Raw genomic sequence first — 25,807 nt, forward strand, 5'->3', positions numbered from 1 at the left:
CGCTCCGGCCGCACGCGCCGCGTGCCTCCTGGCGGCGGGGGCTGTGGTTGACGTACGATACGCTGGACGCATGTCCAAGACGCCGCGGACGACCGCGCTCGCGCGGTGTTGCGCCAGCTCGGCGCGCGTCGGTCGTGATCGTCGCGCCGCTCTCACTCCACCCGGGGGATTCCACCCGGGGGTGAGGGCGGCGGGGGAAATCCATGTCGAAGATTCTTGTCGTCGATGACCAGCGGAACATGCGGACCACGCTCGCGATGATGCTGCGTGGCGCCGGGTACGAGGTCGATGAAGCGGCGGACGGCAGCCAGGGGGCCGACCTGGGCGCCAAGGGCGCGTACGACGTCGTGCTCACCGACCTGCGGATGGGCGGCTTCGACGGCATCGGCGTGCTGCGCGCGGTGAAGGAGTCGAACGCGAACACCGAGGTCATCGTGATGACCGCGTACGGCACCATCGAGAGCGCGGTCGAGGCGATGCGCCTCGGCGCCTTCGACTACATCCAGAAGCCGTTCTCGGAGCAGGAGCTCCTCGTGAAGGTGGAGCGCGCGATCCAGAACCGCAAGCTCACCGGGGAGGTGCAGCTCCTCGCCAGCGAGTTCAAGGAGCGCTACCGGTTCGAGAACATCGTCGGCCGCTCGCAGGCGGTCCGCGAGGTGCTGGGCCGCATCGTGAAGGTCGCCCCCACCGACGCGACGGTGCTCATCACGGGCGAGAGCGGCACCGGCAAGGAGCTGGTCGCCAAGGCCATCCACGCCAACAGCAAGCGCGCGGACCGCCCGTTCGTGCCGGTGAACTGCGCCGCGATCAGCGAGACGCTCCTCGAGAGCGAGCTGTTCGGCCACGCGCGCGGCTCGTTCACGGGCGCGATCTCGGCGCGGAAGGGGCTGTTCGAGGAGGCCGACGGCGGCACGTTCTTCTTCGACGAGATCGCCGAGACCCCGCTCACCTTCCAGGCGAAGCTCCTCCGGGCGATCCAGGAGAACGAGATCCGCCGGGTCGGCGAGAACAAGCCGATCCGCGTCGACGTGCGCATCATCGCCGCGACGAACCAGGAGCTCCTGACCGCGGTCGCGGAGAAGCGCTTCCGCCAGGACCTCTACTACCGGCTGAACGTCGCGCGCTTCGTGCTCCCGCCGCTGCGCTCGCGGCGCGAGGACGTCCCGATCCTCTGGGAGTTCTTCCTGGAGAAGTACAACCGCAAGATGGCCTGCCGCGCCCGCGCCGGCGACGGCGTCGTCGAGGCGCTGACGCAGTACGACTTCCCGGGGAACATCCGCGAGCTCGAGAACATGGTGGAGCAGGCGGTGGCCCTCTCGGGCGGCGGCGTCATCAGCGTCGACGACGTGCTGCCCGCCGCGGTCCAGCCGAAGCGGCCGCCCGAGGGCGGCAGCCGGCTGCTCGCGGATGTCGTCGACTGCGCCGAGCGCCAGGCCATCGAGGTCGCCCTGCGCGAGTGCGACGGCAGCCGGGAGCGCGCCGCCGAGGTGCTCGGGATCAGCGCGACGACCCTGTGGCGCAAGATGACCCGCCTGGCGATCACGTACCCGCCGGGCTGAGCCGGCTCTCCGCTCACCGGGCAGCCTGCTCCGCCCGGCGGACGTCCCCGCCGGGCAGCCTGGCGTGCCCGTCAGCCCACCTCGACGGCGCGTACCCGCCGGGTACAGCAAGCGCGAAGGAGCATGCTCAGCGGTCCGGTGCTCCATCGGACGAGCACCTTGCTGCCCACCAGGCTCAGCAACGAACCATCGACCGGGTTCATCCGGCACGCACGGCCGGACAGAGCAAACCACCTGACTCAGCCGCAATTCAGGGCAGCTACCCCACGATGAATTGCACCCTTGCAATGGACGGGTGTCGGGTTTTGCCTTAGTGCAATGCGGCGCCTGATGTAGACTGTGTTCATCTGTTTCACTCCGGCGTCGGAAACCGCAAGCCGAGGATTCGGTAACTTGGCCCGGTGATTGCTAACCAGGTAGGCGTAATAGATGGCGGCGCACGCCGCAGGAGGACGCTTAATGGCCCGCATGCTGATCGTGGACGATGAGAATTCCCAGCGTCGCGCTCTTTCGGCTGGGCTGAGCGTCGAGGGGTTCGAGGTCGCGTTCGCCGCATCGTTCCAGGACGCGCTGCGCATCCTCGGCTCGTCTCCGATCGACGTCGCGATGATCGACCTGATGATGCCGGACCTGAACGGCCTCGAGCTGGCCCGGCACATCCGGCAGGCCTTCCCGAGGGTGCGGGTCGTGCTTTCCAGCCCGTATCACCTCTCCGCGCGCCAGGTCGAGCGCGCCGACTGCGGCGCCGTGGCCTTCGTCCCCAAGCCTTACAAGGTGGGCGAGATCTGTCGTTTCCTGCGCGCCAAGACGAGCGTGCTCACGCCCGCGTCGTGCTAGTAGCGCGGCGTGCGCTGCGAGCTGCTCGACTACGAACTCCCTGAAGCGCTCATCGCGTCGCGTCCCCCCGAGGAGCGGGACGGCGCGAGGCTCCTCCTCGTCGATCGCGGCGCCGGCGAGGTCGCGCACGCCGCGATCCGCGAGCTCGACCGGTACATCGAGCGCGGCGCGCTCGTCGTCGTCAACGACACGAGGGTCGTCCCCGCGCGCCTGTTCGGCAAGAAGCGCGGCACGGGCGGGCAGGTGGAGCTCTTCCTGCTGCACCGGCTGGACGAGGCGCCGGCCGGCGGGGACGACCTCGCCGGCCCTCCGCCCGAGGGCGCGGCGCGCCCCGAGCGCTGGCGGGCGATGGGCCGCGCGTCGAAGCCGATCCGCCCGGGCGCCGTGCTCGATCTGGAGCGCGACGGGGCGCTCGTCGCCGAGGTCCTGGAGCGCGCGGAGGACGGCGTGCTCACGGTGCGGCTCTCCTCGCCCGCAGGGCTGTCCGTCGCCGCAGCGATCGACGCGTACGGGCACATCCCGCTCCCTCCGTATCTCGGTCGCGGCGACGACGCGTCGGACCGGGAGCGGTACCAGACCATCTTCGCGCGCGTCCCGGGCGCCGTCGCCGCGCCCACGGCGGGCCTCCACCTCTCGCCCGCCCTGGTCGAGCGGCTCCGCGCGAACGGGGTCGAGATCGCGAGCGTCACGCTCCACGTCGGGCTCGGCACGTTCCAGCCGGTCACGGTCGACGACCTCGATGCGCACCCGATGCACGCCGAGGTCTACTCGGTCCCCGAGGCGACCGCGGCCGCGGTCGCGCGGGCCCGCGACCGCGGCGCGCCGATCGTCGCGGTCGGCACCACCGTGGTGCGCGCGCTCGAGACCGCCGCCGACCCTGCGCGCGCCGGCCTCGTGCGCGCGCAGTCCGGGGAGACGCGCCTCCTGATCCAGCCCGGCTACCGGTTCCGCGTCGTCGACGCGCTGCTGACGAATTTCCACCTGCCGCGCTCCACGCTGCTCGCGCTGGTGTTCGCCTTCGCCGGACGCGAGCGCACGCTGCTCGCGTACCGCGCGGCGATCGACGCCGGCTACCGATTCTATTCGTACGGTGATGCCATGCTGATCCGCGGGGCGAGCGCGCCATGAGCCGTACGCCTGGTTTCTCGTTCTCCGAGCTCGCGCGGGACGGTCATGCCCGCACGGGCGTGCTCGTCACGCCGCACGGCGAGGTCCCGACGCCGACGTTCATGCCGGTCGGCACCCAGGGCAGCGTGAAGACGCTGACCCCCGCCGAGGTGGCCGCGACCGGCGCGAGGATCGTCCTCGGCAACACGTACCACCTGTGGCTCCGCCCGGGGCCCGAGCTCGTCGCGCAGCTCGGCGGCCTGCACGCGTTCTCGCGGTGGCCGCACGCGATGCTCACGGACTCCGGGGGCTTCCAGGCCTTCTCGCTCGCCGAGCGGCGCACGCTCGTCGAGGACGGCTTCGTGTTCCGGTCGCACCTCGACGGCGCGCGCAAGGCGCTCACGCCCGAGGTCGCGATGGAGGTGCAGGGGCTGCTCGGGGCCGACATCGCGATGCAGCTCGACGTGTGCCCCCCCGGCGGCGCGCCGCTCCCGGAGGTCGAGGAGGCGTGCCGCCTGACGACGCGCTGGGGCAAGCGCTGCCTCGCCGCCAAGCGCCCCACCCAGGCGCTCTTCGGCATCGTGCAGGGCGGCACCTCGGTCGCCCTGCGCACGGCGCACGCCGACGAGCTCGGCGCCATGCCGTTCGACGGGCTCGCCCTGGGCGGCTTCTCCGTGGGCGAGCCGATCGCGATGATGCACGAGGTCGTCGCGCAGATCGCGCCGCGCCTCGACCCGGCGCGCCCCCGCTACCTCATGGGCGTGGGCACGCCGCTCGACCTCGTCCACGCGATCGGCGCCGGCGTCGACATGTTCGACTGCGTGCTCCCCACCCGGAACGCCCGCAACGGGCAGGCGCTCACGCAGCGCGGGAAGATCGTCATCAAGCAGGCGCGCTACAAGGACGACCGGTCGCCGCTCGACCCGACGTGCACCTGCCCGACCTGCGCGGGGGGCTACAGCCGCGCGTACCTGAGGCACCTCTACATGGCGGGCGAGATCCTCGTGCTGCGCCTGTTCACGGAGCACAACCTCCACCTGTACGGCCGCCTCATGCGCGAGGCGCGCGCGGCCATCGCCGAGGGGCGGTACGCGGCGTTCGCCCGCGCGTGGCTCGCCGCGCCCGACGCGAGCGAGTGACCCTACATCGTCGCCACGGCGCGTGCTTGCCCGCGCATTCCTCGTCCGTTAGCCTTCGGACTCGGCCCGCGGAATGACGCAAGACGCCAACAAGAAGCCGCTCGGACGCATCCTCCTGCAGCAACGGGCGGTCACCCAGCCCCAGCTCGAACAGGCCCTCCTCGAGGCGCGCGCGAAGGGGGTCCCCCTCGCCACGAACCTCATCGAGAGCGGCACCGTCTCCGAGGTCGCTGCGCTGAAGGCCCTCTCCGAGCAGAGCGGCGTTCCTGGCATCGACCTCAACCAGGTCTGCATCAAGCTGAGCGACCTCTCGATCCTGCCCCGCGAGATCGCCGCGAAGCACAAGCTCTTGCCCGTGCTCGTGCGCGAGGACCGCATCCTCGTTGCCATGGCCGCGCCGGCCGACAAGAAGGTGATCGACGAGCTCGAGTTCGTGACCGGCAAGCGCGTCTTCCCGTACATCGCGCTCGCGGGCCCCCTCGTGCGGACGATCGCGGCCGCCTACGACATGAAGGAGCAGGGCGAGCCGTTCTACGTCGGCGCGAAGTGCCCGCCCGAGGTGCTGAAGCGGGCCGGGCTCGGCGCCGCCGCCTCGTCGGCGACCGAGGCGCCGCCCGCGCCGGCGCCCGCCGCTGCGCAACCCGCGCGCCGGCCTCCGTCCGCCGTGCCTCCGTCGACGGTGGCCCAGGCGCCTGCCGCGCCTGCTCCGCCCGCCCCGAGCGCCGCCCCGCCGGCGCGACCCGCGCCGGAGCGCCCGCGCGACGACGCGGAGATCTCGTTCGCCGATCTCTCCGACGAGCCGAGCCCGCCCGCGGCGGCCCCGTCGCCGGCGCGCATGTCCTCGGCGGGCCCGCCGCTCGTCGTCGACGACGCCATGCGGAGGGCGGCGGCGGCCGACGAGCTCACGGACACCGACTTCGGCACCGCCGACCGCGATCTGTCCGTCGTCGAAGGGCTCCCCGCCTCAGGCAAGGCGCCGCAGGGCGATCAGACGACGATCCTCGTCGTCGACGACGAGCCGGAGATCCGGAAGCTGCTCCGCCGCATCTTCGAGGAGCGCGGGTACCGCGTCGAGGAGGCCGACCGCGGGCTCCTCGCCCTGCGCATGGTCAAGGAGCATCCGCCCGACGTGATGATCCTCGACGCCATGCTGCCGGAGGTGCACGGCTTCGACATCGCCCGCCGCATGAAGGGCACGCAGCGCTACGGCCACATTCCGATCATCATGATCTCGGCCGTGTACCGCGGGTGGCGGTTCGCCGAGGACCTCAAGTCGAGCTACGGCGTCGAGGCCTACATCGAGAAGCCCTTCCGCGTCGCGGACGTCGTCGCCGCCGTGGAGAACGCGCTCCAGGCGCGCTCGATCCGCGGCGATCAGGACCGGATCTCGGCCGAGGCGGAACGCCTCCTCGCCGCGGGGATCGCGGCGTACCGCGCGGGTGATTTCGACAAGGCCGTGCGGCACCTGCGCGAGGGCACCGCGATCGATCCGCTCGCGTACCGGCTGCACTTCCACCTCGGTCTTCTCTACGGCAAGCAGGGACAGCTCTACGACGCGATCCAGGAGCTGGAGACCGCCCTGCACATCAACGGCAAGCACTTCCCGGCCTTGAAAAACCTAGCCGTGCTGTACCAGAAGGCCGGGTTCCGCAACAAAGCGATCGAGACGTGGGAGCGCGCGCTCGGCGTCGCGCCCGATGACCCGACGCGGCAATCCATCAAGGAGCACCTGCTCGGGTTGCTCTGACGCGCCTACCCCATGTCGTTTGGGGTCAAGCTGTCGTAGACTGCGCGGATTCCAACCCGCAGGCGCGTTCCTGGATGAAATTCATCTGCGATAACTGCAAGGCCAAGTACCAGATCGGCGACGAGAAGGTCGCCGGCAAGTCGGTACGGATGCAGTGCCGGCGATGCGGGCACCTGATTCAGGTCAGCGCGAGCGTCACCGAGAGCTCCGTCGCGCAGGCGCTCCCCGTCGAGCCGCCGCGCGCGGCGGTCGACGACGCCCACCTCGCCCCCTCGAGCGAGGAGGCGCCGGCCGTCGGGACCGGCGCGTCGGCCGCCGGCCCCGCGAGGCCGGCGACGGCGCTGGCCCAGGGCGCCGCGCCGTCGCCGCCCCGGCCAGGATCGCAGTCCCTCCCGCGCCCCGGGGGCGCGCCTCGACCACCGGTCGCCCCGCGCGCCGTGCCCGCCCCGGTCGCGCGGCCCGCGGCGACCGCGACGACGCCGTCGAGCTCACGCGCCGCGACCGCGCCGCAGGCGCCGTTCGAGGTACGCCCCGCCCAGCCGGCGCCCGCGAGGCCTGCTGCCCCTGCCGCGCCCGCCGCGAGGGGAGCGGAGCCCACGCCGCCGCCGGCCGGGGTGGCCGGCGCGTTCAAGCGGACCTTGTCCGATGACCGGCCGCTCGGGAAGGCGCCGACCGTGCGCGCCACGTCGAGCAGCGAGGACTGGTACGTCGGGGTCGGCGGCGTCCCGCTCGGCCCGGTGCGGCTCTCCGTCATTCGCGAGAAGGCGCTGGCGGGCGCCGTGGACGGCGAGTCGCTCGTCTGGCGCGAGGGGTTCGACGAGTGGCTGCCGCTCAAGAACTTCCCGGAGCTGCTCGAGATCGTCACCCAGGCCCAGTCGACGCGCGTGTCGACGCCCGCGCGCCGCACCAGCAGCACGGGCTTCTCCGTCGGTCAGGCGCAGGTCCCGCCCTCGACGAGGGTCCCCTCGTCGGCGAGGGTCCCTCCGCTGGCCGGGGCCACCCCTGCGCGCCCGGCGGCGCGCGAGCCCGAGCCTCCCGGCGTGAACGACCTGCCCCCGGCGGTCGCCGGCTCGGTCGCCGCCTTCACGGCGGCGGGGACGCCTGCCGCATCGACATCGCCGGCGACGTCCGCCGGGCGGGTCGCGCCGGCCACGCCGGCGGAGAGCGCTCCGGCGGCGCGGCCGGGCGCCCCGGGGGGCACCGCGGCGCCCCACGCCGCAGCGCCGATCGCGGTGCTCGCCGATCCGTTCTCGACCTCGCCGGCGGGCCCGATCGCCTCCGCGGCGCAGCCCGAGCTGGCGGCGCCCGTCCCGGCCAGCGCCGGCCCGGCCGCGGGCGGCCTGGCGCCTGGCGGCTCGCCGTCCGCGCGCGCGCCTGTGGCCGGTCTGGGGGTAGGGGGGCTGCCCTCCGGCGCGGCGGGTGGCCTGGGTGCGGGCGGCTCGCCGCCGGTGACAGGGCCGGGGGGCGCGCTCGCTCCTGCGGAGCCCGCACCTCTGGTGGCCACGCCCGGCAGCTTGGTGGAGACGGTCGCGCCGAGGCGGCGGTCGGGCATGAGCCCGCTCGCCTACGCCTTCATCGCCATGGCCGCGGCGTTCGGCGGCGTCTCCGCGTACGTCCTCCTCTCTCCCAAGCCGCAGCCGCCGGTCCAGGTTGTGACCGTCCCGCAGCTCCAGCCGGCCGACCTGCCGACCGCGGCCCCTCCGCCGCCGCCGAGCGTCGAGCCGGACGCGCCTCCGCCGGCCGAGACCGCGTCGGCCAAGCCCGAGGTCGCCTCGCCGGGCAAGCCGGGCGGCGCCGCGACCCCGCGCCCCCAGCCCGAGAAGCCGGTCGCCTCGTCGAGCCCTGCGCCGTTCGACCGGTCCGGGTTCGGCGCCGGCGTCCCCGGCCCCTCGTCGGGGCCGGGCAACCAGGGCAGCGCCGGCCTGAGTCAGCTCTCTCAGGGGGAGATCTCCGGCGTCGTCGAGGCGAACCGGCCCAGCGTCCGGCGCCACTGCTGGATGCCAGCCCTCGATGCGCGCGACCGCAACGCGGCCAGCACCGCCCGCGTCTCGGCCTCGGTGGTCATCGGCGCCTCGGGCGCCGTCCAGTCGGTCTCGGCCGCCGGGTCGGAGAAGGATTACCCTGGCCTGTCGAGCTGCATCGCCTCCCGGATCAAGTCCTGGCGGTTCCCGCCGTCGTCGGGCCCCACGCCGGTGAACATCCCGTTCGTGTTCGCCGCCCAGTGAGGACGCGCTCCCCGCGTCCCCGGTGGAGCGGACGCAGGGGAGGGGAGCCGCACCGCCGGGGCGCTGCGCTTTACGCCTGCCCTGTCAGGCGGTAATCGACGCGATCATGGCAGAGCGCAAAGTCCGAATCCTCGTGGCGAAGCCCGGCCTGGACGGCCACGACCGCGGCGCCAAGGTGGTCGCCCGGGCCCTCCGCGATGCGGGCTTCGAGGTCGTCTACACGGGCCTACATCAGACGCCGGACATGATCGCCTCCGCCGCGGTGCAGGAGGACGTCGACGCCGTGGGGCTGTCGATCATGTCCGGAGCGCACAACACCCTCTTCCCCGCCGTCATCGAAGCCCTCCGCAGGCACGGCGCCGAGGACATCGTCGTGTTCGGCGGGGGCATCATCCCGGACGAGGACATCGCGCGCCTCCAGAATGCCGGCGTGAAGGGCGTCTTCACGCCCGGGACCACCCTGAAGAGCATCGTGGAGTGGGTCCAGGCCAACGTGGCCCCCCACGGCTGACCGTCGGGGCGCCGGGCCTCCCCACTCTCCCCCACCGGCAGGCCCCCGGGCCGGACCTCCCCGCGCGGGCCGCCGGGGCGTCGGGTCTCCCCACTGTCCCCCACCGGCATGGCGCGGGCCGGACCTCCCCGCGCGGGCCGCCGGGGCGTCGGGTCTCCCCACTGTCCCCCACCGGCAAGCCCCCTGGCCGGACCTCCCCGTGCAGGCCGCCGCGTCGGGCCTCCCCACGCTCCACCACGCCCGCTTCCCCACGGACCTCCCCCGGACTTGACCCGCTGAGTCCGTCCGGTTTGCCCGCCATCCGGGGCGCGAAAGGCTGTGCCCGTGGCGGCGATCCGTCTTGCTTCATTTCCGCCTTGCCAGGACTCGGCCAGACGTGCCTCGCACCACCTTGGAGCCGCTCCCCACTTCCTCCCACGACCCCCGGCGAATCGTCATCTTACGGTAATTGTTGCAGTTTTTGCTGGTAGGTTAATGAGGGTGAATGTCCTACATGGGTGGCCGCTGGGGTCCAGAAATCTCCCAATCTGTTGACACTCGGCGCCTGCCTCCGTAGCGTGGCGGAGCTTCGTGGGAAGAAGTGGCAGAGAATGTCACGACGCGGTGTGCGGCCTAGGCAGCAACGCGTCACCAGGCCCTCGGCGGGACAGGCCAGCCGGAGCTGGGGTCGTCGATGAGCACGATGTTTCGCGGTCACTTCGAGCACGCGATCGACGCGAAGGGGCGCACGAGCCTCCCTTCGCGCTTTCGCGACGTGCTCGCGGCCGCGAACGACCTGCGCATGGTCATCACCCCCGCCCTCTTCGACCCTTGCCTACATGCCTACCCGATGAAGGCCTGGGAGGAGCTGGAGGCCAAAATTGCAGCATTGCCGCAATTTGATTCCAACGTGGTCGCGTTCCGGCGCCGCTACCTGTCCGCGGCCGTCGAGTGCGACCTCGACAAGCAGGGCCGGATCCTCATCCCGCCGTCGCTCCGCGAGCACGCAAGCCTCACCAAGGACGTGCTGTGGGCGGGGATGGGACAGACGATCGAGCTCTGGGCGAAGGAGCGGTGGAAGGCCGCTCAGCAGATGAGCGAGGTCGAGCTCCAGAGCTTCAAGACCGCAATCGCGGAGCAGTTCCGCCTATGAACGTTGTCAATGTAGTCCCCATGCACCTTCCCCCTCCGCCGCCCCGCCCGCGCGGCGAGCCGCACGTCACCGTCCTCGCCCGCGAGGTGCTCGCCGCGATCTCGCCGGTCAGCGAGGGCATCTACGTCGACGCCACCCTCGGCGCCGGCGGCCACGCCGAGACGATCCTCGAGACGCCCGGCACCCGCGTCATCGGGATCGACCGCGACGAGCGCGCCCTCGCCATCGCGCGCGCCCGGCTCGCCCGGATGGGGGAGCGGGTGACCTACGTTCACGGCGAGTTCTCCGAGATCGAGCGGCACCTCGCGGCCCTCGGCGTCGCGCACGTGGACGGCCTCGTTGCCGACATCGGCGTGAGCTCGATGCAGCTCGACGACCCGGCCCGCGGGATGAGCTTCCGCGCCGAGGGGCCGCTCGACATGCGGATGGACCCGAGCCGCGGCGAGACGGCGCTCGAGCTCATCGAGCGGCTCAGCGACGAGGAGCTCGCGGACCTCATCTACCGCTACGGCGAGGAGCGCCGCAGCCGCAGGGTCGCCCGCTGCATCAAGCAGGCGGCCGAGAGCGGCGAGCTCGAGACGACGCTCGACCTGCGGCGCGCCGTCGTGCGCGCCGTGGGGCCGGCGCGCATCGGCGGCGTCGATCCGGCGACGCGCACGTTCCAGGCGCTGCGCATCGCCGTGAACGGAGAGCTCGACGAGCTCGAGGCGCTGCTCGCGGCCGCGCCGCGGATCATCGCGCCCGGCGGCGTGCTCGCCGTCATCGCGTTCCACTCGCTCGAGGACCGCATCGTCAAGCGCGCGCTGCGCGAGCCGGACGTCTGGGAGCCGCTCACGAAGAAGCCGGTGACCGCGGGCGACGACGAGATCGAAGGCAACCCGCGGGCCCGCAGCGCGAAGCTCCGCGCCGCGCGGCGCGTCGGCCGCCCGGAGACGCACGCGTGACGCAGCGCCCGTTCCTCGTGCTCTGGACGCTCGCGGTGGCCGCGTCGGTGGCGGCGTTCGTCGTGCACCTCGCCCTGCGCGGGCGCACGGTCGATCTCGGCTACCGGCTGGGGCGGGCGCGCGCCGAGCAGGCGCGGCTGCGCGAGGTCAAGCGGGTGCTCTCGCTCGAGGCGGCCAGCTACGAGACGCCGCAGCGCGTGGAGATGGTCGCCCGCACGCTGCTCGGCATGACGCCGCCGCCGCCCGAGCGGGTCATCCCGGTGCGGGGCTACACGCCGCCCTCGGGCCTGCGCGATCCGGCGAGCGGAGAGGCGGGCAGCGCGTCGCCGGGCGGAGGGCAGCGGGAATGAAGAACCTCGACCCCCGGCGCGCGCGGTGGATCCGCATCCGCATGGGGCTGCTCTGCGGCCTCATGGCGCTCGGCCTCGGCGGCGTCGTGTCCGGCGCGTACCGCATCGAGGTCGAGGACGGCGACGCCTGGTACGATCTCGCGGAGCGGCAGCGCCAGCGGCGGCTCCACATCACGCCGAAGCGCGGCACCATCTACGACCGGAACGGCGCGCCGCTCGCGGAGAGCGTGGAGGTGCCCAGCGTCTCGGTGGACGCGGTCGAGATGCTCCGGGGCATCGAGGAGAAGTACATCCCGACGCAGATCCAGCAGTACGCCGAGCGCATCGCGCAGGCGCTGTCGCTGCCCGTCGAGGACGTCGCGGAGAAGCTCGGCCGGCGGCGCCGCTTCGCGTGGCTCAAGCGCCGCATCTCCGAGCAGGAGGTCGAGAACATCCGCGCGCTCTCGGACCGGCGGCAGCGCTACCCGGTGCGCGGGCTCGTGATCGAGGGCGAGGGGCGCCGCTTCTACCCGAACCGCGAGCTCGCCGGCCCGCTGCTCGGCTTCGTCGCGACGGACGGCGAGGGCAAGGAGGGGGTCGAGCTCAGCCTCGAGCACGAGCTCCGCGGCAACGCGTCCGAGGTGCGCGGGCTGCGCGATCGATCGGGCCGGCTCATCTTCTCCGAGGGGATCGAGGACGAGCAGGCGCTCGCCGGGCACAACGTCCACCTGACGATCGACAAGGGCATCCAGTTCACCGCCGAGCGCGAGCTCGAGGCGGCGATGAAGACGTACGAGGCGCTCGGCGGATCGATCGTCGTCGTCGATCCAGAGAACGGCGAGATCCTCGCCATGGCGAGCGCGCCGGGGTTCAACCCGAACGACTACTCGCAGAGCGACCCCGGGTCCCGGCGCAACCGCTGCGTCGTCGATCGCTTCGAGCCCGGCTCCACGATGAAGGTGTTCGCCATCGCGAGCGCGCTCGCGGCGAAGAGCGTCTCCCCGAGCGCGACCATCTACTGCGAGGAGGGGAACATGGCGATCGACAACGTCGTGATCCACGACACGCACGTGCACAAGTGGCTGACGATCCCGCAGATCCTCGGCCAGTCGTCGAACATCGGCACGGCGAAGATCGCGCTCGGGCTCGGCGAGCAGCGGCTCTACGAGGGCTTCCGCCGGTTCGGCTTCGGCGACCTCACCGGCGTGCCGCTGCCGGGCGAGTCGGTGGGCGTGCTCAGGCCGCGCGGCCGCCCCTGGGTCCAGGTCGAGACGGCGGCGGCGTCGTTCGGCCAGGGGATCAGCGTGACCACGCTGCAGCTCGCGATGGCCACGGCGGCGGTCGCCAACCGCGGGCGGCTGCTCGAGCCCATCCTGATCAAGCGGATCACCGACGGGACGGGCGTCACGCTGTCGGAGCCCTCCCCGCGGGTGCGCCGCGACGCGGTGCCCGCGCACATCGCCAAGATGATGTCGGAGATGCTCGTCGCGGTGACCGAGGGGGACGGGACCGGCGTCGAGGCGGCCATCCCGGGGTTCCGCGTGGCGGGCAAGACGGCCACGGCGCAGAAGATCGATCCCGCGACGGGCAAGTACACGGACACCCACTACGTGGCGTCGTTCGTCGGGTTCGTCCCGGCAGAGAAGCCGCGGCTCGTGATCGCGGTGGTGCTCGACGAGCCGATGGGCGGCACGTACGCCGGCGGCTCCGTCGCGGCGCCGATCTTCCGGCGGGTCGGCGAGATGGCGCTGCGCTACCTGGGCGTTACCCCGCGCGGGAGCGTGCCGATGAAGCTGTCGGAGATCGCCGAGCAGTCGGGCGAGGACATCGCGGCGAACACCTACCAGGTGCTGAGCGAGGCGCGGGCCGCGGTGGCGCCGATCTCGACCGCGGTGGTCACGCCGTCCGCGCCGCTGAAGACGGGGGAGCTGCGCGTCCCCGATCTCACCGGCCTGCCGCAGCGCGAGGCGGTGAAGAGCGCCGCGGCGCTCGGGCTCGATCCGAGCGTCGAGGGCACGGGGAGGCTCACGCGCCAGGAGCCCCCGCCGGGGACCGTGCTGCCCAAAGGATCGCCCCTGAAGCTCATCTTCGAGCCCCCCACATGACAGAGCGCGACCACAGAGAGGCCGCCTTTGCCGAGACCGAGCTCGCGCTCCGCCTCGGCGACGTGCTGCGCGAGATCCCGGGCGCCGCGCTCTCGCCGGCGGAGGCCGCGGACCTGCTCGTGACGGGCGTGCACCTCGACTCGCGCAAGGTGGCGCCGGGGGACATCTTCGTCGCGCGGGCGGGCGCGCGCGCGCACGGCGAGCGGTTCATCCCCGAGGCGGTCGCGCGCGGCGCGCGGGCGGTCATCCTCGGCCGCGGGAGCGCGGCCGACACGCTCGGCGCCGCCCGCGTCGAGGTGCCCGACGTGCCGCTCGCGCTCGCCCAGGCCGCGGCGGTGGTCTACGGGCACCCGACGTTCACGCTCGAGGTCGTCGGCATCACCGGCACGAACGGCAAGACGACGACCGCCCACCTCGTCCAGGCCTGCGTCGACCGGTGCGGCGGGCGGACCGGGATCGTCGGGACGCTCGGCTACCGCTTCGGCGACCTCGACGTCCCCGCGTCGCACACGAGCCCCGAGGCGGACGAGCTCGCGCGCGTCGCCGCGGCGATGGTCGATCGCGGCGCGACGCACCTCGTCATGGAGGTGTCGTCGATCGCGCTCGCGGCGAAGCGCGCGGACGCGATCCGCTTCCGGATCGCCGTCTTCACGAACCTCACGCAGGATCACCTCGACTACCACGGCACGATGGAGGCGTACGCGGCGGCGAAGGCGCGCCTGTTCGTGGACCTCGGCCCCGGCGCCGCCGTCATCAACGTCGACGATCCCTTCGGGCGAAGGCTCGTCGAGATGATCGCGCCGGGCGGGCTCTCGCGCCCGGCCGCGGCGACGCTCGCGCGCTACTCGACGGAGGTGGGCGCCAGCCCGGACAGGGCGGAGATCGCGCCCGTGGAGCTCGCGCACACGGCGGGCGGCATCTTCCTCCGCGCCCGCACCCCCGCAGGCGAGGTCGTCATCCGCTCTCACCTGCTCGGCGCGCACAACGCGTCGAACCTGCTCGCCGCGCTCGCCGTGGCGCACCTGCTCGGGTTCGACGTCGAGGACGCCGCCGCGGCGCTCTCGTCGCCGATCCAGGTCGCGGGTCGCCTGGAGCGCTGCGACACGCCGGGCGCGGACGACGTGATCGTGCTCGTCGACTACGCGCACACGCCGGACGCCCTCGCGCGCGTGCTCGCGAGCGTCCGCGCTCTGAGCGAGGGGCGCATCCTCTGCGTCTTCGGGTGCGGCGGCGATCGCGATCCGCTGAAGCGACCGCAGATGGGCGAGGCGGTCGGCCGCGCCGCCGACGTCGCCTTCGTGACCAACGACAACCCGCGGAGCGAGGACCCGCGCGCGATCGCCGACGCCATCCTGCCGGGCCTCGCCGCCGGGCGCGCGCGCGTCGTCGTCGAGCTCGATCGGGCGCGCGCGATCGAGCGCGCGGTGCTCGAGGCCGAGCCGGGGGACCTCGTCCTCATCGCCGGCAAGGGCCACGAGCCGTACCAGATCATCGGCGGCGTCACGCTGCCGTTCGACGACCGCGACGAGGCGCGCCGCGCGCTCGCCGCCCGCCGCGCCCGATCCCTGGCCGCGCGGCAGTCGCACGGAGGTGCGGCGTGATCTACGAGCTCTTCTACCCGCTCAAGTTCCACTACGGCTGGCTGAGCTGGCTCAACGTCCTTCGTTACATCCCGTTCCGCACGATCATGGCGACGATCACCGCCATGGTGCTGACGTTCTTGCTCGCGCCGTGGTTCATCCGCGAGCTCCGGCGCAAGCAGATCGGGCAGGTGGTCCGCGCCGAGGGGCCCGAGACGCACAAGATCAAGGCGGGCACGCCGACGATGGGCGGCGCCCTCATCCTGCTCTCGCTGCTGCTCCCCACCGTGCTGTGGGCCGATCTCAGGAACCCCTTCGTCCTCGCGACGACGGCGGTCACCGCGGGCTACGGCGTCATCGGCTACCTGGACGACTTCCTCAAGATCAAGCGGCGGAACAGCGGCGGCCTGCCGGGCCGCTACAAGCTCATCGGCCAGGTGCTCATCGGCGGCGCGGCCGTCTGTTACACGTTCCTGATCGCCTCGAAGCTCCCGCCGGACTGGGCGGACATCAGGACGCGGCTCGCGATCCCGTTCGTCGCGTTCTCGAAGTACCCGATCGAGCTGCCGCTCTACGTCTACGTCCCGTTCGCCGTCTTCGTCGTCGTCGCGACGTCGAACGCCGTGAACCTCACCGACGGCCTCGACGGCCTCGCGATCGGCCCGGTGATCATCAACGCGGGGACGTACCTCATCCTCGCGTACATCGTCGGCGCGTCCATCGCGAACTTCTCGCTCGCGACGTACCTCGACATCCCGGCCATCGCGTCCGCCGGGGAGCTCTCGGTGTACTGCGGCTCGGTCATCGGCGCCGGGATCGGCTTCCTCTGGTACAACACGTACCCCGCGCAGGTCTTCATGGGGGACGTCGGGTCGCTCGCCCTCGGGGGCGGGCTGGGGATGCTCGCCGTCTTCACCAAGAACGAGCTCCTGTCGATCATCCTCGGGGGGATCTTCTTCATCGAGACGGTCAGCGTCATCACGCAGGTCCTCTCGTTCAAGCTCACCGGCAAGCGCGTCTTCTTGATGGCGCCGATCCACCACCACTACGAGAAGAAGGGGTGGGCGGAGCCCAAGATCATCGTTCGCTTCTGGATCATCTCCATCCTCCTGGCGCTGGTCTCGCTGGCGTCGATGAAGCTGCGCTGAGGGCATGATGGACGTCCGCGGACGAACAGTGATCGTCGTCGGTCTCGGCCGGAGCGGTGTCGCGGCCGCGCGCCTCCTGATGGAGCGCGGCGCGCGCGTCATCGCGAACGACGGCGCCCCGCGCGAGCGGTTCTCCGCCGCGGCCGCGGCGCTCGAGGCGGACGGCGCCGCGCTCGCGCCGGGCGGGCACGATCCGGCGCTGTTCGAGCGCGCCGACCTCGTCGTCGTCTCGCCGGGCGTGCCGTCGTTCCCCGCGCTCGAGGCCGTCGAGCGGTCCGGGCGCGAGGTGATCGGCGAGCTCGAGCTCGCGTCGCGCTTCGTGTCGGCGCCGATCGTGCTCGTCGGCGGCACCAACGGCAAGAGCACCACCACGGCGCTCACGGGCGCGATGCTCGAGCGCGCCGGCCTGCGCACCTTCGTCGGCGGCAACTTCGGGACGCCGCTCGCCGAGGTCGTCGGCGAGGCGTGGGACGTCCTCGTGCTGGAGATCTCGAGCTTCCAGGCGGAGCGCGTCCCGACGCTGCACGCCCGCGCGCACGCGCTGCTGAACATCACGGACGATCACCTCGATCGCTACCCGAGCTTCGCGGCGTACGCGGACGCCAAGGGCAACCCGTTCGCGCGCATGACGCCGGAGGACGTCGCGGTCGTCCCGCTCGGCGACGAGCTCGTGGCGCGGCAGGCGGCGCGGGGGCGCGCCCGCGTCGTGACGTTCAGCGCGAGCGACGCCCGCGCCGACGTGGCCGTGGCGGGCGACGCGATCGTCGATCGCGTCGCGGGCGCGAGCTACCCGCTCGCGCGCGTCCGGCTCGCGGGGGCGCACAACCTCGCGAACGCCTGCGCCTCCGTCGCGCTCGCGGCCGCGATGGGCGCGCCTGCCGGCGCGATCGCGGAGGCGCTCGCGCGCTTCGAGGGGCTCCCGCACCGGACGGCGCTCGTCGCAGACGTCGACGGCGTGCGCTACTACGACGACTCCAAGGGGACCAACGTCGGCGCCTCCGTCGCGGCGCTCTCCGGCTTGCGCGAGGAGAAGGCCGTCCTCATCGCGGGCGGACGTGACAAGCTCGGCGACTACGCGCCGCTCGTCGCCGCGCTGCGCGACCGGGGGCGCGCGCTCGTCGTCCTCGGCGAGGCCGCGGATCGCATCGCCGCCGCGGCGAGCGGCGTCCTGCCGGTCGCGCGGGCGAGCTCGATGGACGAGGCGGTGCTCGCGGCGCGATCGCTCGCGCGGCCGGGCGACGCGGTGCTGCTCAGCCCCGCGTGCTCCAGCTTCGACATGTTCCGCGACTACAAGGACCGCGGCGACGCCTTCGTCCGCGCGGTCCGCGCGCTTGAGGGATCGACCGGCGGCTCCGCCGGGGAGGTGGCGTCGTGATGTCGTGGCGCGGCACGTTCGGCGCGGGCGCCGATGCGCCCAGGAACCGGCACATCGGTCCCCCGGAGCAGGAAAAGGCCGAGCCGAGCGGCGTCGCGGCGGCGGCCGAGGCGTTCTGGAAGGTGCGATCGAGCCCCTCGGGCCCCGTCGACGCCCTCCTCGCGGCCGTCGTCACGGCGCTCATCGGCTTCGGCGTGGTGATGGTCTACAGCGCGAGCGCGGTCGAGGCGACGGTCCGCTACAAGGACGCCCAGTTCTTCCTCAAGCGCCAGGCCATCTACGCCGTCCTCTCGATCGCGACCATGTGGATCACGAGCCGCATCGATTACCGGCGGCTCAAGGCCCTCACGTACCCGGTGCTCATCGCCGTGACCGGGATGCTCGTCGCCTGCGTGGCGGGCCTCGGCCACAAGGCGGGCAACGCCTACCGGTGGATCGCGATCGGCCCGGTCCACGTGCAGCCGGCCGAGATGGCGAAGCTCGGCATCGTGCTCTGGCTCGCCTACTCGCTCTCCAAGAAGGCCGATCGCATCAAGTCGTTCTCGGTCGGCTTCCTCCCGCACCTCATCGTGGTCGGGCTGCTGATGCTCCTCTGCCTCAAGCAGCCCGACTTCGGCAGCGCGGTCGTGCTGCTGTTCCTGACCTTCACGCTGCTGTTCGTCGCGGGCGCGCGCGTCCCGTACATCGCCGCGTTCTCCATGCTGCTGGCGCTCGCCGGCGCCGCGCTCGTGCGCTTCAGCGGCTACCGCTACGCGCGCTACCTCGCGTGGATCGACATGGACAACAACCGCGCCGATCTCGCGTACCAGCCGTTCCAGTCGGTCATGAGCTTCGGCTCCGGCGGGGTCTTCGGCCTGGGCCTCGGGCGGGGGCTGCAGGTGCTCTACCTGCCGGAGGCGCACACCGACTTCATCTCCGCGATCGTGGGCGAGGAGCTCGGCTTCGTCGGCATCGTGGGCCTCTGCGCGGCGTACCTCGTCATGGTCTCGCGCGGCGTGAAGATCGCCCTCGAGGCCGCGGACGACTATGGCAGCTTCATGGCGTTCGGCATCGCGACGCTCTTCGGCGTGCAGGCGATGACGAACCTCGCGGTCGCGATGGCAATCCTCCCCACGAAGGGCCTCACGCTGCCGTTCCTCAGCTACGGCGGCTCGTCGCTGCTCGTGAACGCCGCGGCCGCCGGCATCCTGCTGAGCATCAGCCGATCGCGGACCGTGATCGCGCCCGATCCGAGGGGCGAGGGGCGCGCGTCGCCCGTCCCGCACGCGCCGAGCGCGTCGGCCCTGGTGGCCGCGTCGGCCGAGGAGGGCAGCGCATGATCACCGTGCTGATCGCCGGAGGTGGCACCGGCGGCCATGTGTTCCCGATGATCGCGGTGGGCGACGCCGTCCGCGCCGCTGCGCGCGACGAAGAAGCGCGCGTCGTCTACGTCGGCACCGCGCGCGGCATCGAGGTCCGCGTGATGGGCGAGCGCGGCGACGAGCTCGAGCTGCTCCACGTCCTGCCGCTCCGCGGCGGCGGGCTCTCCGGCTTCGTGCGCGGCGCTGCCCGCGCGGGCCGCGTCCTTCCGGAAGCGCGGCGGCTCGTCGAGCGGCTCGACGCCCGCGTGGTGCTCTCGCTCGGCGGCTACGCCGGCGGCCCCGTGTCGCTCGCGGCGCGCTCGCTCGGCGTCCCGGTCGCGATCCTGGAGCCGAACAGCGTCCTCGGGCTCTCGAACCGGCTCCTCTCGCCCCTCGTCGACCGCGCGTACATCGCCTTCCCGGAGGCGGCGCGCGCGCTGCGCCCGAGCACCGTGCGCCTCTTCGGCGTCCCGCTCCGGCGCGCGTTCGCCCGGGCGCCGTACGCCCCGCGCGAGGGCAGGCTCAGCCTGCTCGTGCTCGGCGGCAGCCAGGGCGCGCTCGCGCTGAACGACGTCGTCCCTCGCGCCATCGCGCAGGGCCGCGGTCGGGGCCTCGATATCGAGGTGGTGCACCAGACGGGCAGGGACCGCGAGGCCTCCGTGCGATCGCTCTACGCCGAGCTCGGCCTCTCCGACCGCGCGCGCGTCGTGCCGTTCATCGACGACGTCGCGGAGGCGCTCGCCGCGGCCGACGTGGTGATCGCCCGCGCGGGCGCGTCGACGCTCGCCGAGCTCTGCGCCGTGGGCCGCCCCTCCATCCTGATCCCGTACCCGTTCGCGGCCGACGATCATCAGATGAAGAACGCGCAGTCCCTCGAGCGGGCCTCCGCCGCGGTGGCCATCGCGCAGGCCGACGCCACCGAGGCGCGCCTCGCGGGCGAGCTCGCCCGGCTCGCGGCCGCCCCCGCGCTCCGCGCCCGCATGGCGGACGCCGCGGCGGCCTTCGGCACGCCGGACGCCGCGGCGCGCGTCGCCGCCGACCTGCTCGAGCTCGCGCGCGCTCCGCGCCACCGCGCGCTGCGCTTCCCCATCGGTGGCGGTCGCGCGCAGCGCGCAGCAGAGGAGGCGCCGCGCGGCGCCGCGAGGAGAGGGGCCGCCACGCCCGGCGCTGCCCTTGGCTGGGAGGAGGCAGGCTGATGTTCCGCGGTCGCGTTCGCCACGTCCACTTCGTCGGTGTCGGGGGCGTCGGGATGAGCGGCCTCGCCGAGATCCTGCGCTCGCTCGAGTTCGAGGTCTCCGGCTCGGACCTCAAGGAGAGCTCGACGACGCGGCGGCTCACGTCGCTCGGCGTCCGCATCGACATCGGCCACCGCGCCGAGAACGTCCGCGGCGTGGACGTCGTCGTCTACTCGAGCGCCATCCGGCCCGACAACCCCGAGCTCACCGAGGCGCGCGCGCTCGGGATCCCGGCGATCGGGCGCGCGGAGATGCTCGCCGAGCTGATGCGCGTGAAGTACGGCGTCGCGATCGCGGGCTCGCACGGCAAGACCACGACGACCTCGCTGGTCGCCACGGTCCTGCGGGCCGCCGGGCTCGATCCCACCGTCGTCGTCGGCGGCAAGATGGCGGCCCTGGGCACGAACGCCCGGCTCGGCGCCGGCGATCTGCTCGTCGCCGAGGCCGACGAGAGCGACGGATCGTTCCTGCGGCTCACGCCGACGATCGCGGTGGTCACCAACATCGACCCCGAGCACCTCGATCACTACGGCACGCACGAGCGCATCAAGGACGCCTTCGTCGAGTTCGCCGCGCGCGTCCCGTTCTACGGGCTCGCGGTGCTCTGCCTCGACCACCCGCACGTCCAGGACCTGCTCCCGCGTATCCCGCGCCGCCACGTGACGTACGGCGTCTCGCCGCAGTCGGACTACTCCGCGCGCGGCATCCAGTTCCGCGGCCTCGAGACGAGCTTCAACGCATACCGCCGGGGCGAGCCGCTCGGCGGCTTCACGGTGAAGATGCCCGGCGCGCACAACGTCCTGAACTGCCTCGCCACGATCGCGGTGGCGGACGAGCTCGAGGTGCCGCTCGACGTCACGAAGCAGGCGCTGGCCACGTTCGGCGGCGTCGCGCGCCGTTTCACCATCGTGGGCTCGATCGGCGGCATCACGCTCGTCGACGACTACGGCCATCACCCGGCCGAGATCCGCGCCACCATCGACGCGGCGAGGCGCGCGTTCCCCGGCGAGGACCACCGCGTCGTCGTGGCCTTCCAGCCGCACCGCCACACCCGCACGCGCGACCTCTTCGACGAGTTCACGCGCGCCTTCAACCAGGCCGATGTGCTGCTCGTGACGGACATCTACGCCGCGGGGGAGCCGCCGATCCCCGGCGTCACCGCCGAGCGCCTCGTCCAGTCGATCCGCGAGCACGGCCACCACGACGCGCGCTTCGTCGCGGACAAGGCCGACCTCCCGGAGGCCCTCGAGCAGATCGTCCGCCCGGGCGACGTTGTCATCGCGCTCGGCGCGGGCGACGTGAACGCGTGCGTGCGGGACCTCAAGGCGCGGCTCGAGGCGAAGGGGCTGCCGTCCGAGGAGCGCAGCGCATGACCGAGCGTCCCAGCGCCCCGCCGCCGCCGAACCGCCGCCGCGCGACGTCGCCCTCCGCGCCGCCGCCCGGCCGGGCGGCGCCCGCGCGCGGCGCGAAGCCGGAGCCCGTGGCCCCGGCGCCGGCGCCGCCGAGGAACGAGCGCGTCCGCGCGACGACGCCGCACGAGTCGCCGGCCCCGCCCGCGACGAGCGTCTCGGTGCGCCCCCCGCGCCCGCCGAAGGCCGGCTCGCCCGGGCAGGCGCGCCCCGCGCGCCCGCTGTCGCGTCATTTCCGCGCGCTGCAGCTCCTCGCCGGCGCCGCCGTCGTGATCGTCGCCTCGACCGCGGTCGCGTGGGGCGCGCGCCGCTACATCGTGTCGAGCCCGCGCTTCGCCGTCCGCACGGTGCTCGTCGACGGCGTCCAGCGCCGCTCGGCCGAGCAGGTGGCGAGCTCCGGCGGCATCGAGGTGGGCAAGAACATCTTCACGCTCGATCTCGAGCTCGCCAGCGCCTCGATCGCCACCGATCCATGGATCGAGACGGCGACGGTTACCCGCAAGCTCCCCTCGACGGTCCACGTCAGCGTCGTCGAGCGCGAGGCGCAGGCCCTCGTCGCGATCGGCGGCGATCTCTACCTCGCGACCCGCGACGGCGAGCTCTTCAAGGAGCTCGCCGAGGACGACCCGGTCGACCTCCCCATCGTCACGGGCATCACCGGCGAGCAGGTGGCGCGCGACCGCGCCGGCGTCGTCATCGCGGTCCGGCGCTTGCTCGACGTCGTCGAGGACATGATGCGCGCCGGCATCGCCCGCCGCTACCCGATCCAGGAGCTCCACATCGAGCGAGACAGCTCGGTCGTCGTCACGATCGGGAAGGAGGGCATCGCGCTCCACCTCGGGCAGCCGCCTTACCGCGACAAGGTCGGCCAGGCGTCGCGTGTGCTCACCGAGCTCGCGCAGCGGAAGGCGAGCGCGTCGGTGATCTTCCTGGACAACGACGCGCACCCCGAGCGCGTCGTGGTGAGGATGAAATGACCGCCGCCGCGCTCGTCACCGTCGCCGGCGTTCACCGAGCAAAACTTGGCCGGCTCCGCTGGCTCATGGCAGCGTCGTGCCCGCGAGACACGCGCAGGGGGCTCGTCCCCGCATGAGGTGGTGCACGCAATGAAGAGCCGGATGGAGACTTCTGAGATCGTCGTCGGCCTGGACATCGGGACGACCAAGGTCTCGGCGGTCGTGGGCGAGATCGACGCGGATGGGATCACCATCCTCGGGGTAGGCAACGTCCCGTGCCGCGGCCTGAGGAAGGGCGTGGTGAGCAACATCGACTGGACGGTCCGATCCATCGCCGAGGCGATCGAGGCCGCGCAGACGATGGCGGGCGTCGAGATCCGCACCGTCTACGCCGGCGTCGCCGGCAGCCACATCCGCTGCCAGCAGTCGGACGGCGTCGCCGCGGTCTCGGGCGGCGAGGTCACGCGCGTCGACGTCGAGCGCGTCCTCGAGGGCGCGCGGGCGATCCCGGTCGACGCCGACCGCCAGATCCTCCACGTCCTGCCGCGCGAGTTCACGGTCGACAACCAGGACGGCATCCGCGACCCCGTCGGCATGAGCGGCGTCCGGCTCGGCGTGAAGGTGAACCTGATCACCGCCGCGACCTCGTGCGTCCAGAACGTCGTCCGCTGCGCGGAGCGCTGCGGCCTCACCGTGGCCGACGTGGTGCTCGAGCCGCTCGCCAGCGCCGAGGCGGTGCTGTCCGAGGACGAGAAGGAGATCGGCGTCGCGATCATCGACATCGGCGGCGGCACGACCGATCTGCTCCTTTACGTCGACGGCGGCATCGCGCACGCCAGCGTGATCCCGGCGGGCGGCAACAACGTGACCGCGGACATCGCCGCCGGGCTGCGCACGCCGATGGGCGAGGCCGAGCGCCTGAAGCGCAACGCCGGCTGCGCCCTCGGCCGCATGGTCGGCGACGAGGAGGAGATCGAGGTCCCCGGCGTCGGCGGGCACATGCCGCGCAAGGCGGCGCGCCGCGTCCTGTCGGACATCATCGAGCCGCGCGTCGAGGAGATCTTCGCGGTCATCCGCAAGCGGATCGAGGACACCGGGATGCTGGAGCAGCTCTCGGCAGGCGCGGTGCTCACCGGCGGCGGCGTCCTCATGGAGGGCATGACAGATTTCGCCGAGGAGATCCTCGGGATGCCGGTGCGCCTCGGCGTGCCCGTCGGCGTGCGCGGCATCACGCAGCTCGTGGCGGGCCCGCAGTACGCGACCGGCGTTGGCCTCGTTCAGTACGGCGCCAACGCGCTCGCGCAGGCGCGCGCGCTCACGCCGGTGGCGCTCGACGTCGGCCACGCCGGGCGCGGCGAGAGCCGCCGCGAAAAAATCCGCGAGCGCGAGTCGCGCCGAGAAGTCGTCGAAGAAATGCCGATTGAAAAGAGGTCGAGCGGGAGGTTCTGGAACTGGCTCCGAGCAGCATTCTAGGCATGACGTAGCAAGAGAAAGTTGTTAGAGAACTGGGTTTGAGAGGGTCGAAGAACGCACCGGCGATCCCTCTTGCAGGCGAAGTCAAGAGGGTTTGAAAATCGGCGTTCACAGGGGAAGAGGCGCCCCTCTGAGCACCGTCCGGAGCGAGGACGTCCTCGCGCATCAGGGTTCCGTGCCGCCAGACCTTCGCGGGGGTCGGCGCCGGGCCGAGCGGCTAGCTGTACATCCCCCGGGAGGAGTTCATGAGTTTCTCCATCGAGTTTGCCGACGAACACACCGGGTACGACGCCCGGATCAAGGTCATCGGTTGTGGCGGTTCTGGCGGCAATGCAGTCAACACGATGATCAACTTCGGCCTCGAGGGCGTGGAGTTCATCGTCGTCAACACGGACGCTCAGGCGCTCGGATCGAGCCTCGCGCCGACCAAGCTCCACATCGGGGCGAGCGTCACGCGCGGCCTCGGCGCAGGCGCCGATCCCGAGAAGGGGCGCAAGGCGGCGCTCGAGGACGTGACCCGCGTGAAGGAGTGCATCCAGGGCGCGGACATGGTGTTCGTCACCGCGGGGATGGGCGGCGGCACCGGCACCGGCGCGGCGCCGGTCATCGCGCAGCTCGCGCGCGAGGAGGGCTGCCTCACCGTCGGCGTCGTGACGAAGCCGTTCTTCTTCGAGGGCAAGCAGCGCTCGCGCCGCGCCGAGCTCGGCCTGGCGATGCTCGCGGAGCACGTCGACACGCTCATCACGATCCCGAACCAGAAGCTCCTCACGCTGGGCGACGAGGACCTCTCGTTCGTCGAGGCGTTCCGCAAGGCGGACGAGGTGCTCTACCAGGCGATCAAGGGCATCAGCGATCTCATCACGCAGAACGGCATCGTGAACGTCGACTTCGCGGACGTGAAGACGGTCATGTCCAACATGGGCCGCGCGCTCATGGGCACTGGCTGCGCGAAGGGCCAGGGCCGCGCCCGCCTCGCCGCCGAGATGGCCGTCAGCTCGCCGCTGCTCGACGACATCTCGGTCGAGGGGGCGACGGGCGTGCTCATCAACATCGTCGGCGGCCCCGACATGCGGATGCGCGAGATCGAGGAGGCCGCGACGCTCGTGCAGGAGCAGGCGCACGAGGACGCGAACATCATCTTCGGCGCGACCATCGACGAGAACATGGGCGAGATGATCAAGGTCACGGTCATCGCGACCGGCTTCGACCACCTCGTCGCCGAGGTCCCCCAGCAGCTCGCGAGCGCCGCGCAGCCCCGCGCGACCGCGCACTCGATCGGCGCGTCGCTCGCCGCCGCGGCCGGCCCGATGTCGGCGCGCTCCGCCACGAGCGTTCCTCCTCCCATGACGCAGCGCCAGCCGCACCGTCCTGAAGAGGTCGCGTACCCGACCACCCGCCGGCCCGCGCCGCAGGTGCAGGCGGCGGGCGGCGGCCCGCGCGATCGCGCGACCTTCGTCCCGCCGCTCGACTCCGACTGGGACACGCCCGCGTTCCAGCGCCGGGGCCAGTAGCAGCGTCGCGGTCTTCACGGAAGATCTCGCGCGCCACGGCCCATCCTGGACGTTCACGCTGTATTGCGCGTTGACAGGCGCGGGCGAGGACTTATGGTCAGCCGGCGCCTATGCCCCCTGTCGGGCAGGATCGACGCGGCGGTCC

Annotated in this window: 20 protein-coding genes; all 20 read left to right on the top strand. The window is 72.6% G+C overall.

Going from position 1 to position 25,807, the window contains the following annotated elements; translation table 11 throughout:
- Positions 1 to 203 precede the first annotated feature (203 nt).
- The 20 genes from WMF24_RS08625 to ftsZ all read left to right on the top strand — a co-directional run bounded on the left by WMF24_RS08625 (position 204) and on the right by ftsZ (position 25,662).
- Complete coding sequence (locus WMF24_RS08625) at positions 204 to 1,559, top strand: sigma-54-dependent transcriptional regulator (RefSeq protein ID WP_437735895.1); 1,356 nt, start codon at positions 204 to 206, stop codon at positions 1,557 to 1,559.
- 429 nt (positions 1,560 to 1,988) lie between these two features.
- Entirely contained in the window at positions 1,989 to 2,396 is a 408-nt protein-coding gene (locus WMF24_RS08630) for a response regulator (protein WP_437735896.1), read from the top strand.
- Between the two features lie 9 nt (positions 2,397 to 2,405).
- Positions 2,406 to 3,524 carry a tRNA preQ1(34) S-adenosylmethionine ribosyltransferase-isomerase QueA gene (gene queA / locus WMF24_RS08635; protein ID WP_437735897.1) on the top strand — a complete coding sequence of 373 codons (1,119 nt, stop codon included), beginning with the start codon at positions 2,406 to 2,408 and terminating at the stop codon, positions 3,522 to 3,524.
- A complete protein-coding gene (gene tgt, locus WMF24_RS08640) occupies positions 3,521 to 4,642 on the top strand; it encodes a tRNA guanosine(34) transglycosylase Tgt (RefSeq protein ID WP_437735898.1) in 1,122 nt (373 codons plus the stop codon). The genes queA and tgt overlap by 4 nt, the downstream gene beginning before the upstream one ends.
- A 73-nt stretch (positions 4,643 to 4,715) precedes the next feature.
- Positions 4,716 to 6,389 (top strand): response regulator, encoded by a 1,674-nt coding sequence (locus WMF24_RS08645; protein ID WP_437735899.1) that lies wholly within the window; start codon positions 4,716 to 4,718, stop codon positions 6,387 to 6,389.
- 74 nt (positions 6,390 to 6,463) lie between these two features.
- Positions 6,464 to 8,614 (top strand): GYF domain-containing protein, encoded by a 2,151-nt coding sequence (locus WMF24_RS08650; protein WP_437735900.1) that lies wholly within the window; start codon positions 6,464 to 6,466, stop codon positions 8,612 to 8,614.
- 106 nt (positions 8,615 to 8,720) lie between these two features.
- On the top strand, positions 8,721 to 9,125 hold the full coding sequence (locus WMF24_RS08655) for a cobalamin B12-binding domain-containing protein (RefSeq protein WP_437735901.1): 405 nt from the start codon (positions 8,721 to 8,723) through the stop codon (positions 9,123 to 9,125).
- 673 nt (positions 9,126 to 9,798) lie between these two features.
- Positions 9,799 to 10,257, top strand: a complete 459-nt coding sequence (gene mraZ / locus WMF24_RS08660; RefSeq protein WP_020734074.1) for a division/cell wall cluster transcriptional repressor MraZ — start codon at positions 9,799 to 9,801, stop codon at positions 10,255 to 10,257.
- Between the two features lie 20 nt (positions 10,258 to 10,277).
- The gene (gene rsmH / locus WMF24_RS08665) at positions 10,278 to 11,201 is read left to right on the top strand and encodes a 16S rRNA (cytosine(1402)-N(4))-methyltransferase RsmH (RefSeq protein ID WP_437735902.1); all 924 of its coding nucleotides are present in this window, start codon (positions 10,278 to 10,280) and stop codon (positions 11,199 to 11,201) included.
- Positions 11,198 to 11,551 carry a hypothetical protein gene (locus tag WMF24_RS08670; RefSeq protein WP_437735903.1) on the top strand — a complete coding sequence of 118 codons (354 nt, stop codon included), beginning with the start codon at positions 11,198 to 11,200 and terminating at the stop codon, positions 11,549 to 11,551. The genes rsmH and WMF24_RS08670 overlap by 4 nt, the downstream gene beginning before the upstream one ends.
- Positions 11,548 to 13,635 carry a penicillin-binding protein gene (locus tag WMF24_RS08675; protein WP_437735904.1) on the top strand — a complete coding sequence of 696 codons (2,088 nt, stop codon included), beginning with the start codon at positions 11,548 to 11,550 and terminating at the stop codon, positions 13,633 to 13,635. Before WMF24_RS08670 ends, WMF24_RS08675 begins: the two co-directional genes overlap by 4 nt.
- Positions 13,632 to 15,236: a UDP-N-acetylmuramoyl-L-alanyl-D-glutamate--2,6-diaminopimelate ligase gene (locus tag WMF24_RS08680; protein WP_437735905.1), complete on the top strand. Its 1,605-nt coding sequence runs from the start codon at positions 13,632 to 13,634 to the stop codon at positions 15,234 to 15,236. Before WMF24_RS08675 ends, WMF24_RS08680 begins: the two co-directional genes overlap by 4 nt.
- Positions 15,233 to 16,363 carry a phospho-N-acetylmuramoyl-pentapeptide-transferase gene (gene mraY, locus WMF24_RS08685; protein WP_437735906.1) on the top strand — a complete coding sequence of 377 codons (1,131 nt, stop codon included), beginning with the start codon at positions 15,233 to 15,235 and terminating at the stop codon, positions 16,361 to 16,363. The genes WMF24_RS08680 and mraY overlap by 4 nt, the downstream gene beginning before the upstream one ends.
- Positions 16,364 to 16,391: 28 nt before the next feature.
- Positions 16,392 to 17,738: a UDP-N-acetylmuramoyl-L-alanine--D-glutamate ligase gene (gene murD, locus WMF24_RS08690; RefSeq protein WP_437735907.1), complete on the top strand. Its 1,347-nt coding sequence runs from the start codon at positions 16,392 to 16,394 to the stop codon at positions 17,736 to 17,738.
- Positions 17,738 to 19,057 (top strand): putative lipid II flippase FtsW, encoded by a 1,320-nt coding sequence (gene ftsW, locus WMF24_RS08695; RefSeq protein WP_437738779.1) that lies wholly within the window; start codon positions 17,738 to 17,740, stop codon positions 19,055 to 19,057. The genes murD and ftsW overlap by 1 nt, the downstream gene beginning before the upstream one ends.
- Positions 19,054 to 20,274 carry an undecaprenyldiphospho-muramoylpentapeptide beta-N-acetylglucosaminyltransferase gene (gene murG / locus WMF24_RS08700; RefSeq protein WP_437735908.1) on the top strand — a complete coding sequence of 407 codons (1,221 nt, stop codon included), beginning with the start codon at positions 19,054 to 19,056 and terminating at the stop codon, positions 20,272 to 20,274. Before ftsW ends, murG begins: the two co-directional genes overlap by 4 nt.
- On the top strand, positions 20,274 to 21,686 hold the full coding sequence (gene murC / locus WMF24_RS08705) for a UDP-N-acetylmuramate--L-alanine ligase (protein ID WP_437735909.1): 1,413 nt from the start codon (positions 20,274 to 20,276) through the stop codon (positions 21,684 to 21,686). Before murG ends, murC begins: the two co-directional genes overlap by 1 nt.
- Positions 21,683 to 22,699 (top strand): cell division protein FtsQ/DivIB, encoded by a 1,017-nt coding sequence (locus WMF24_RS08710; RefSeq protein WP_437735910.1) that lies wholly within the window; start codon positions 21,683 to 21,685, stop codon positions 22,697 to 22,699. Before murC ends, WMF24_RS08710 begins: the two co-directional genes overlap by 4 nt.
- A 141-nt stretch (positions 22,700 to 22,840) precedes the next feature.
- Entirely contained in the window at positions 22,841 to 24,151 is a 1,311-nt protein-coding gene (gene ftsA, locus WMF24_RS08715; RefSeq protein ID WP_437735911.1) for a cell division protein FtsA, read from the top strand.
- Positions 24,152 to 24,396: 245 nt separating this feature from the next.
- A complete protein-coding gene (ftsZ, locus tag WMF24_RS08720) occupies positions 24,397 to 25,662 on the top strand; it encodes a cell division protein FtsZ (protein WP_437735912.1) in 1,266 nt (421 codons plus the stop codon).
- The last annotated feature ends 145 nt before the right edge of the window (positions 25,663 to 25,807 follow it).

It is taken from the genome of Sorangium sp. So ce1335, assembly GCF_051521615.1.
Classification (GTDB): domain Bacteria; phylum Myxococcota_A; class Polyangia; order Polyangiales; family Polyangiaceae; genus Sorangium.

What these genes read in the sequence shown, in the direction of transcription:
- WMF24_RS08625 (WP_437735895.1), top strand. Translation starts at nt 204, where the DNA reads ATGTCGAAGATTCTTGTCGTCGATGACCAGCGGAACATGCGGACCACG.
- mraZ (WP_020734074.1), top strand. Translation starts at nt 9,799, where the DNA reads ATGAGCACGATGTTTCGCGGTCACTTCGAGCACGCGATCGACGCGAAG.
- WMF24_RS08645 (WP_437735899.1), top strand. Translation starts at nt 4,716, where the DNA reads ATGACGCAAGACGCCAACAAGAAGCCGCTCGGACGCATCCTCCTGCAG.
- WMF24_RS08630 (WP_437735896.1), top strand. Translation starts at nt 1,989, where the DNA reads ATGGCGGCGCACGCCGCAGGAGGACGCTTAATGGCCCGCATGCTGATC.
- ftsZ (WP_437735912.1), top strand. Translation starts at nt 24,397, where the DNA reads ATGAGTTTCTCCATCGAGTTTGCCGACGAACACACCGGGTACGACGCC.
- murC (WP_437735909.1), top strand. Translation starts at nt 20,274, where the DNA reads ATGTTCCGCGGTCGCGTTCGCCACGTCCACTTCGTCGGTGTCGGGGGC.
- WMF24_RS08675 (WP_437735904.1), top strand. Translation starts at nt 11,548, where the DNA reads ATGAAGAACCTCGACCCCCGGCGCGCGCGGTGGATCCGCATCCGCATG.
- WMF24_RS08710 (WP_437735910.1), top strand. Translation starts at nt 21,683, where the DNA reads ATGACCGAGCGTCCCAGCGCCCCGCCGCCGCCGAACCGCCGCCGCGCG.
- rsmH (WP_437735902.1), top strand. Translation starts at nt 10,278, where the DNA reads ATGCACCTTCCCCCTCCGCCGCCCCGCCCGCGCGGCGAGCCGCACGTC.
- tgt (WP_437735898.1), top strand. Translation starts at nt 3,521, where the DNA reads ATGAGCCGTACGCCTGGTTTCTCGTTCTCCGAGCTCGCGCGGGACGGT.
- WMF24_RS08655 (WP_437735901.1), top strand. Translation starts at nt 8,721, where the DNA reads ATGGCAGAGCGCAAAGTCCGAATCCTCGTGGCGAAGCCCGGCCTGGAC.
- WMF24_RS08680 (WP_437735905.1), top strand. Translation starts at nt 13,632, where the DNA reads ATGACAGAGCGCGACCACAGAGAGGCCGCCTTTGCCGAGACCGAGCTC.
- ftsA (WP_437735911.1), top strand. Translation starts at nt 22,841, where the DNA reads ATGGAGACTTCTGAGATCGTCGTCGGCCTGGACATCGGGACGACCAAG.
- ftsW (WP_437738779.1), top strand. Translation starts at nt 17,738, where the DNA reads ATGTCGTGGCGCGGCACGTTCGGCGCGGGCGCCGATGCGCCCAGGAAC.
- WMF24_RS08650 (WP_437735900.1), top strand. Translation starts at nt 6,464, where the DNA reads ATGAAATTCATCTGCGATAACTGCAAGGCCAAGTACCAGATCGGCGAC.
- murG (WP_437735908.1), top strand. Translation starts at nt 19,054, where the DNA reads ATGATCACCGTGCTGATCGCCGGAGGTGGCACCGGCGGCCATGTGTTC.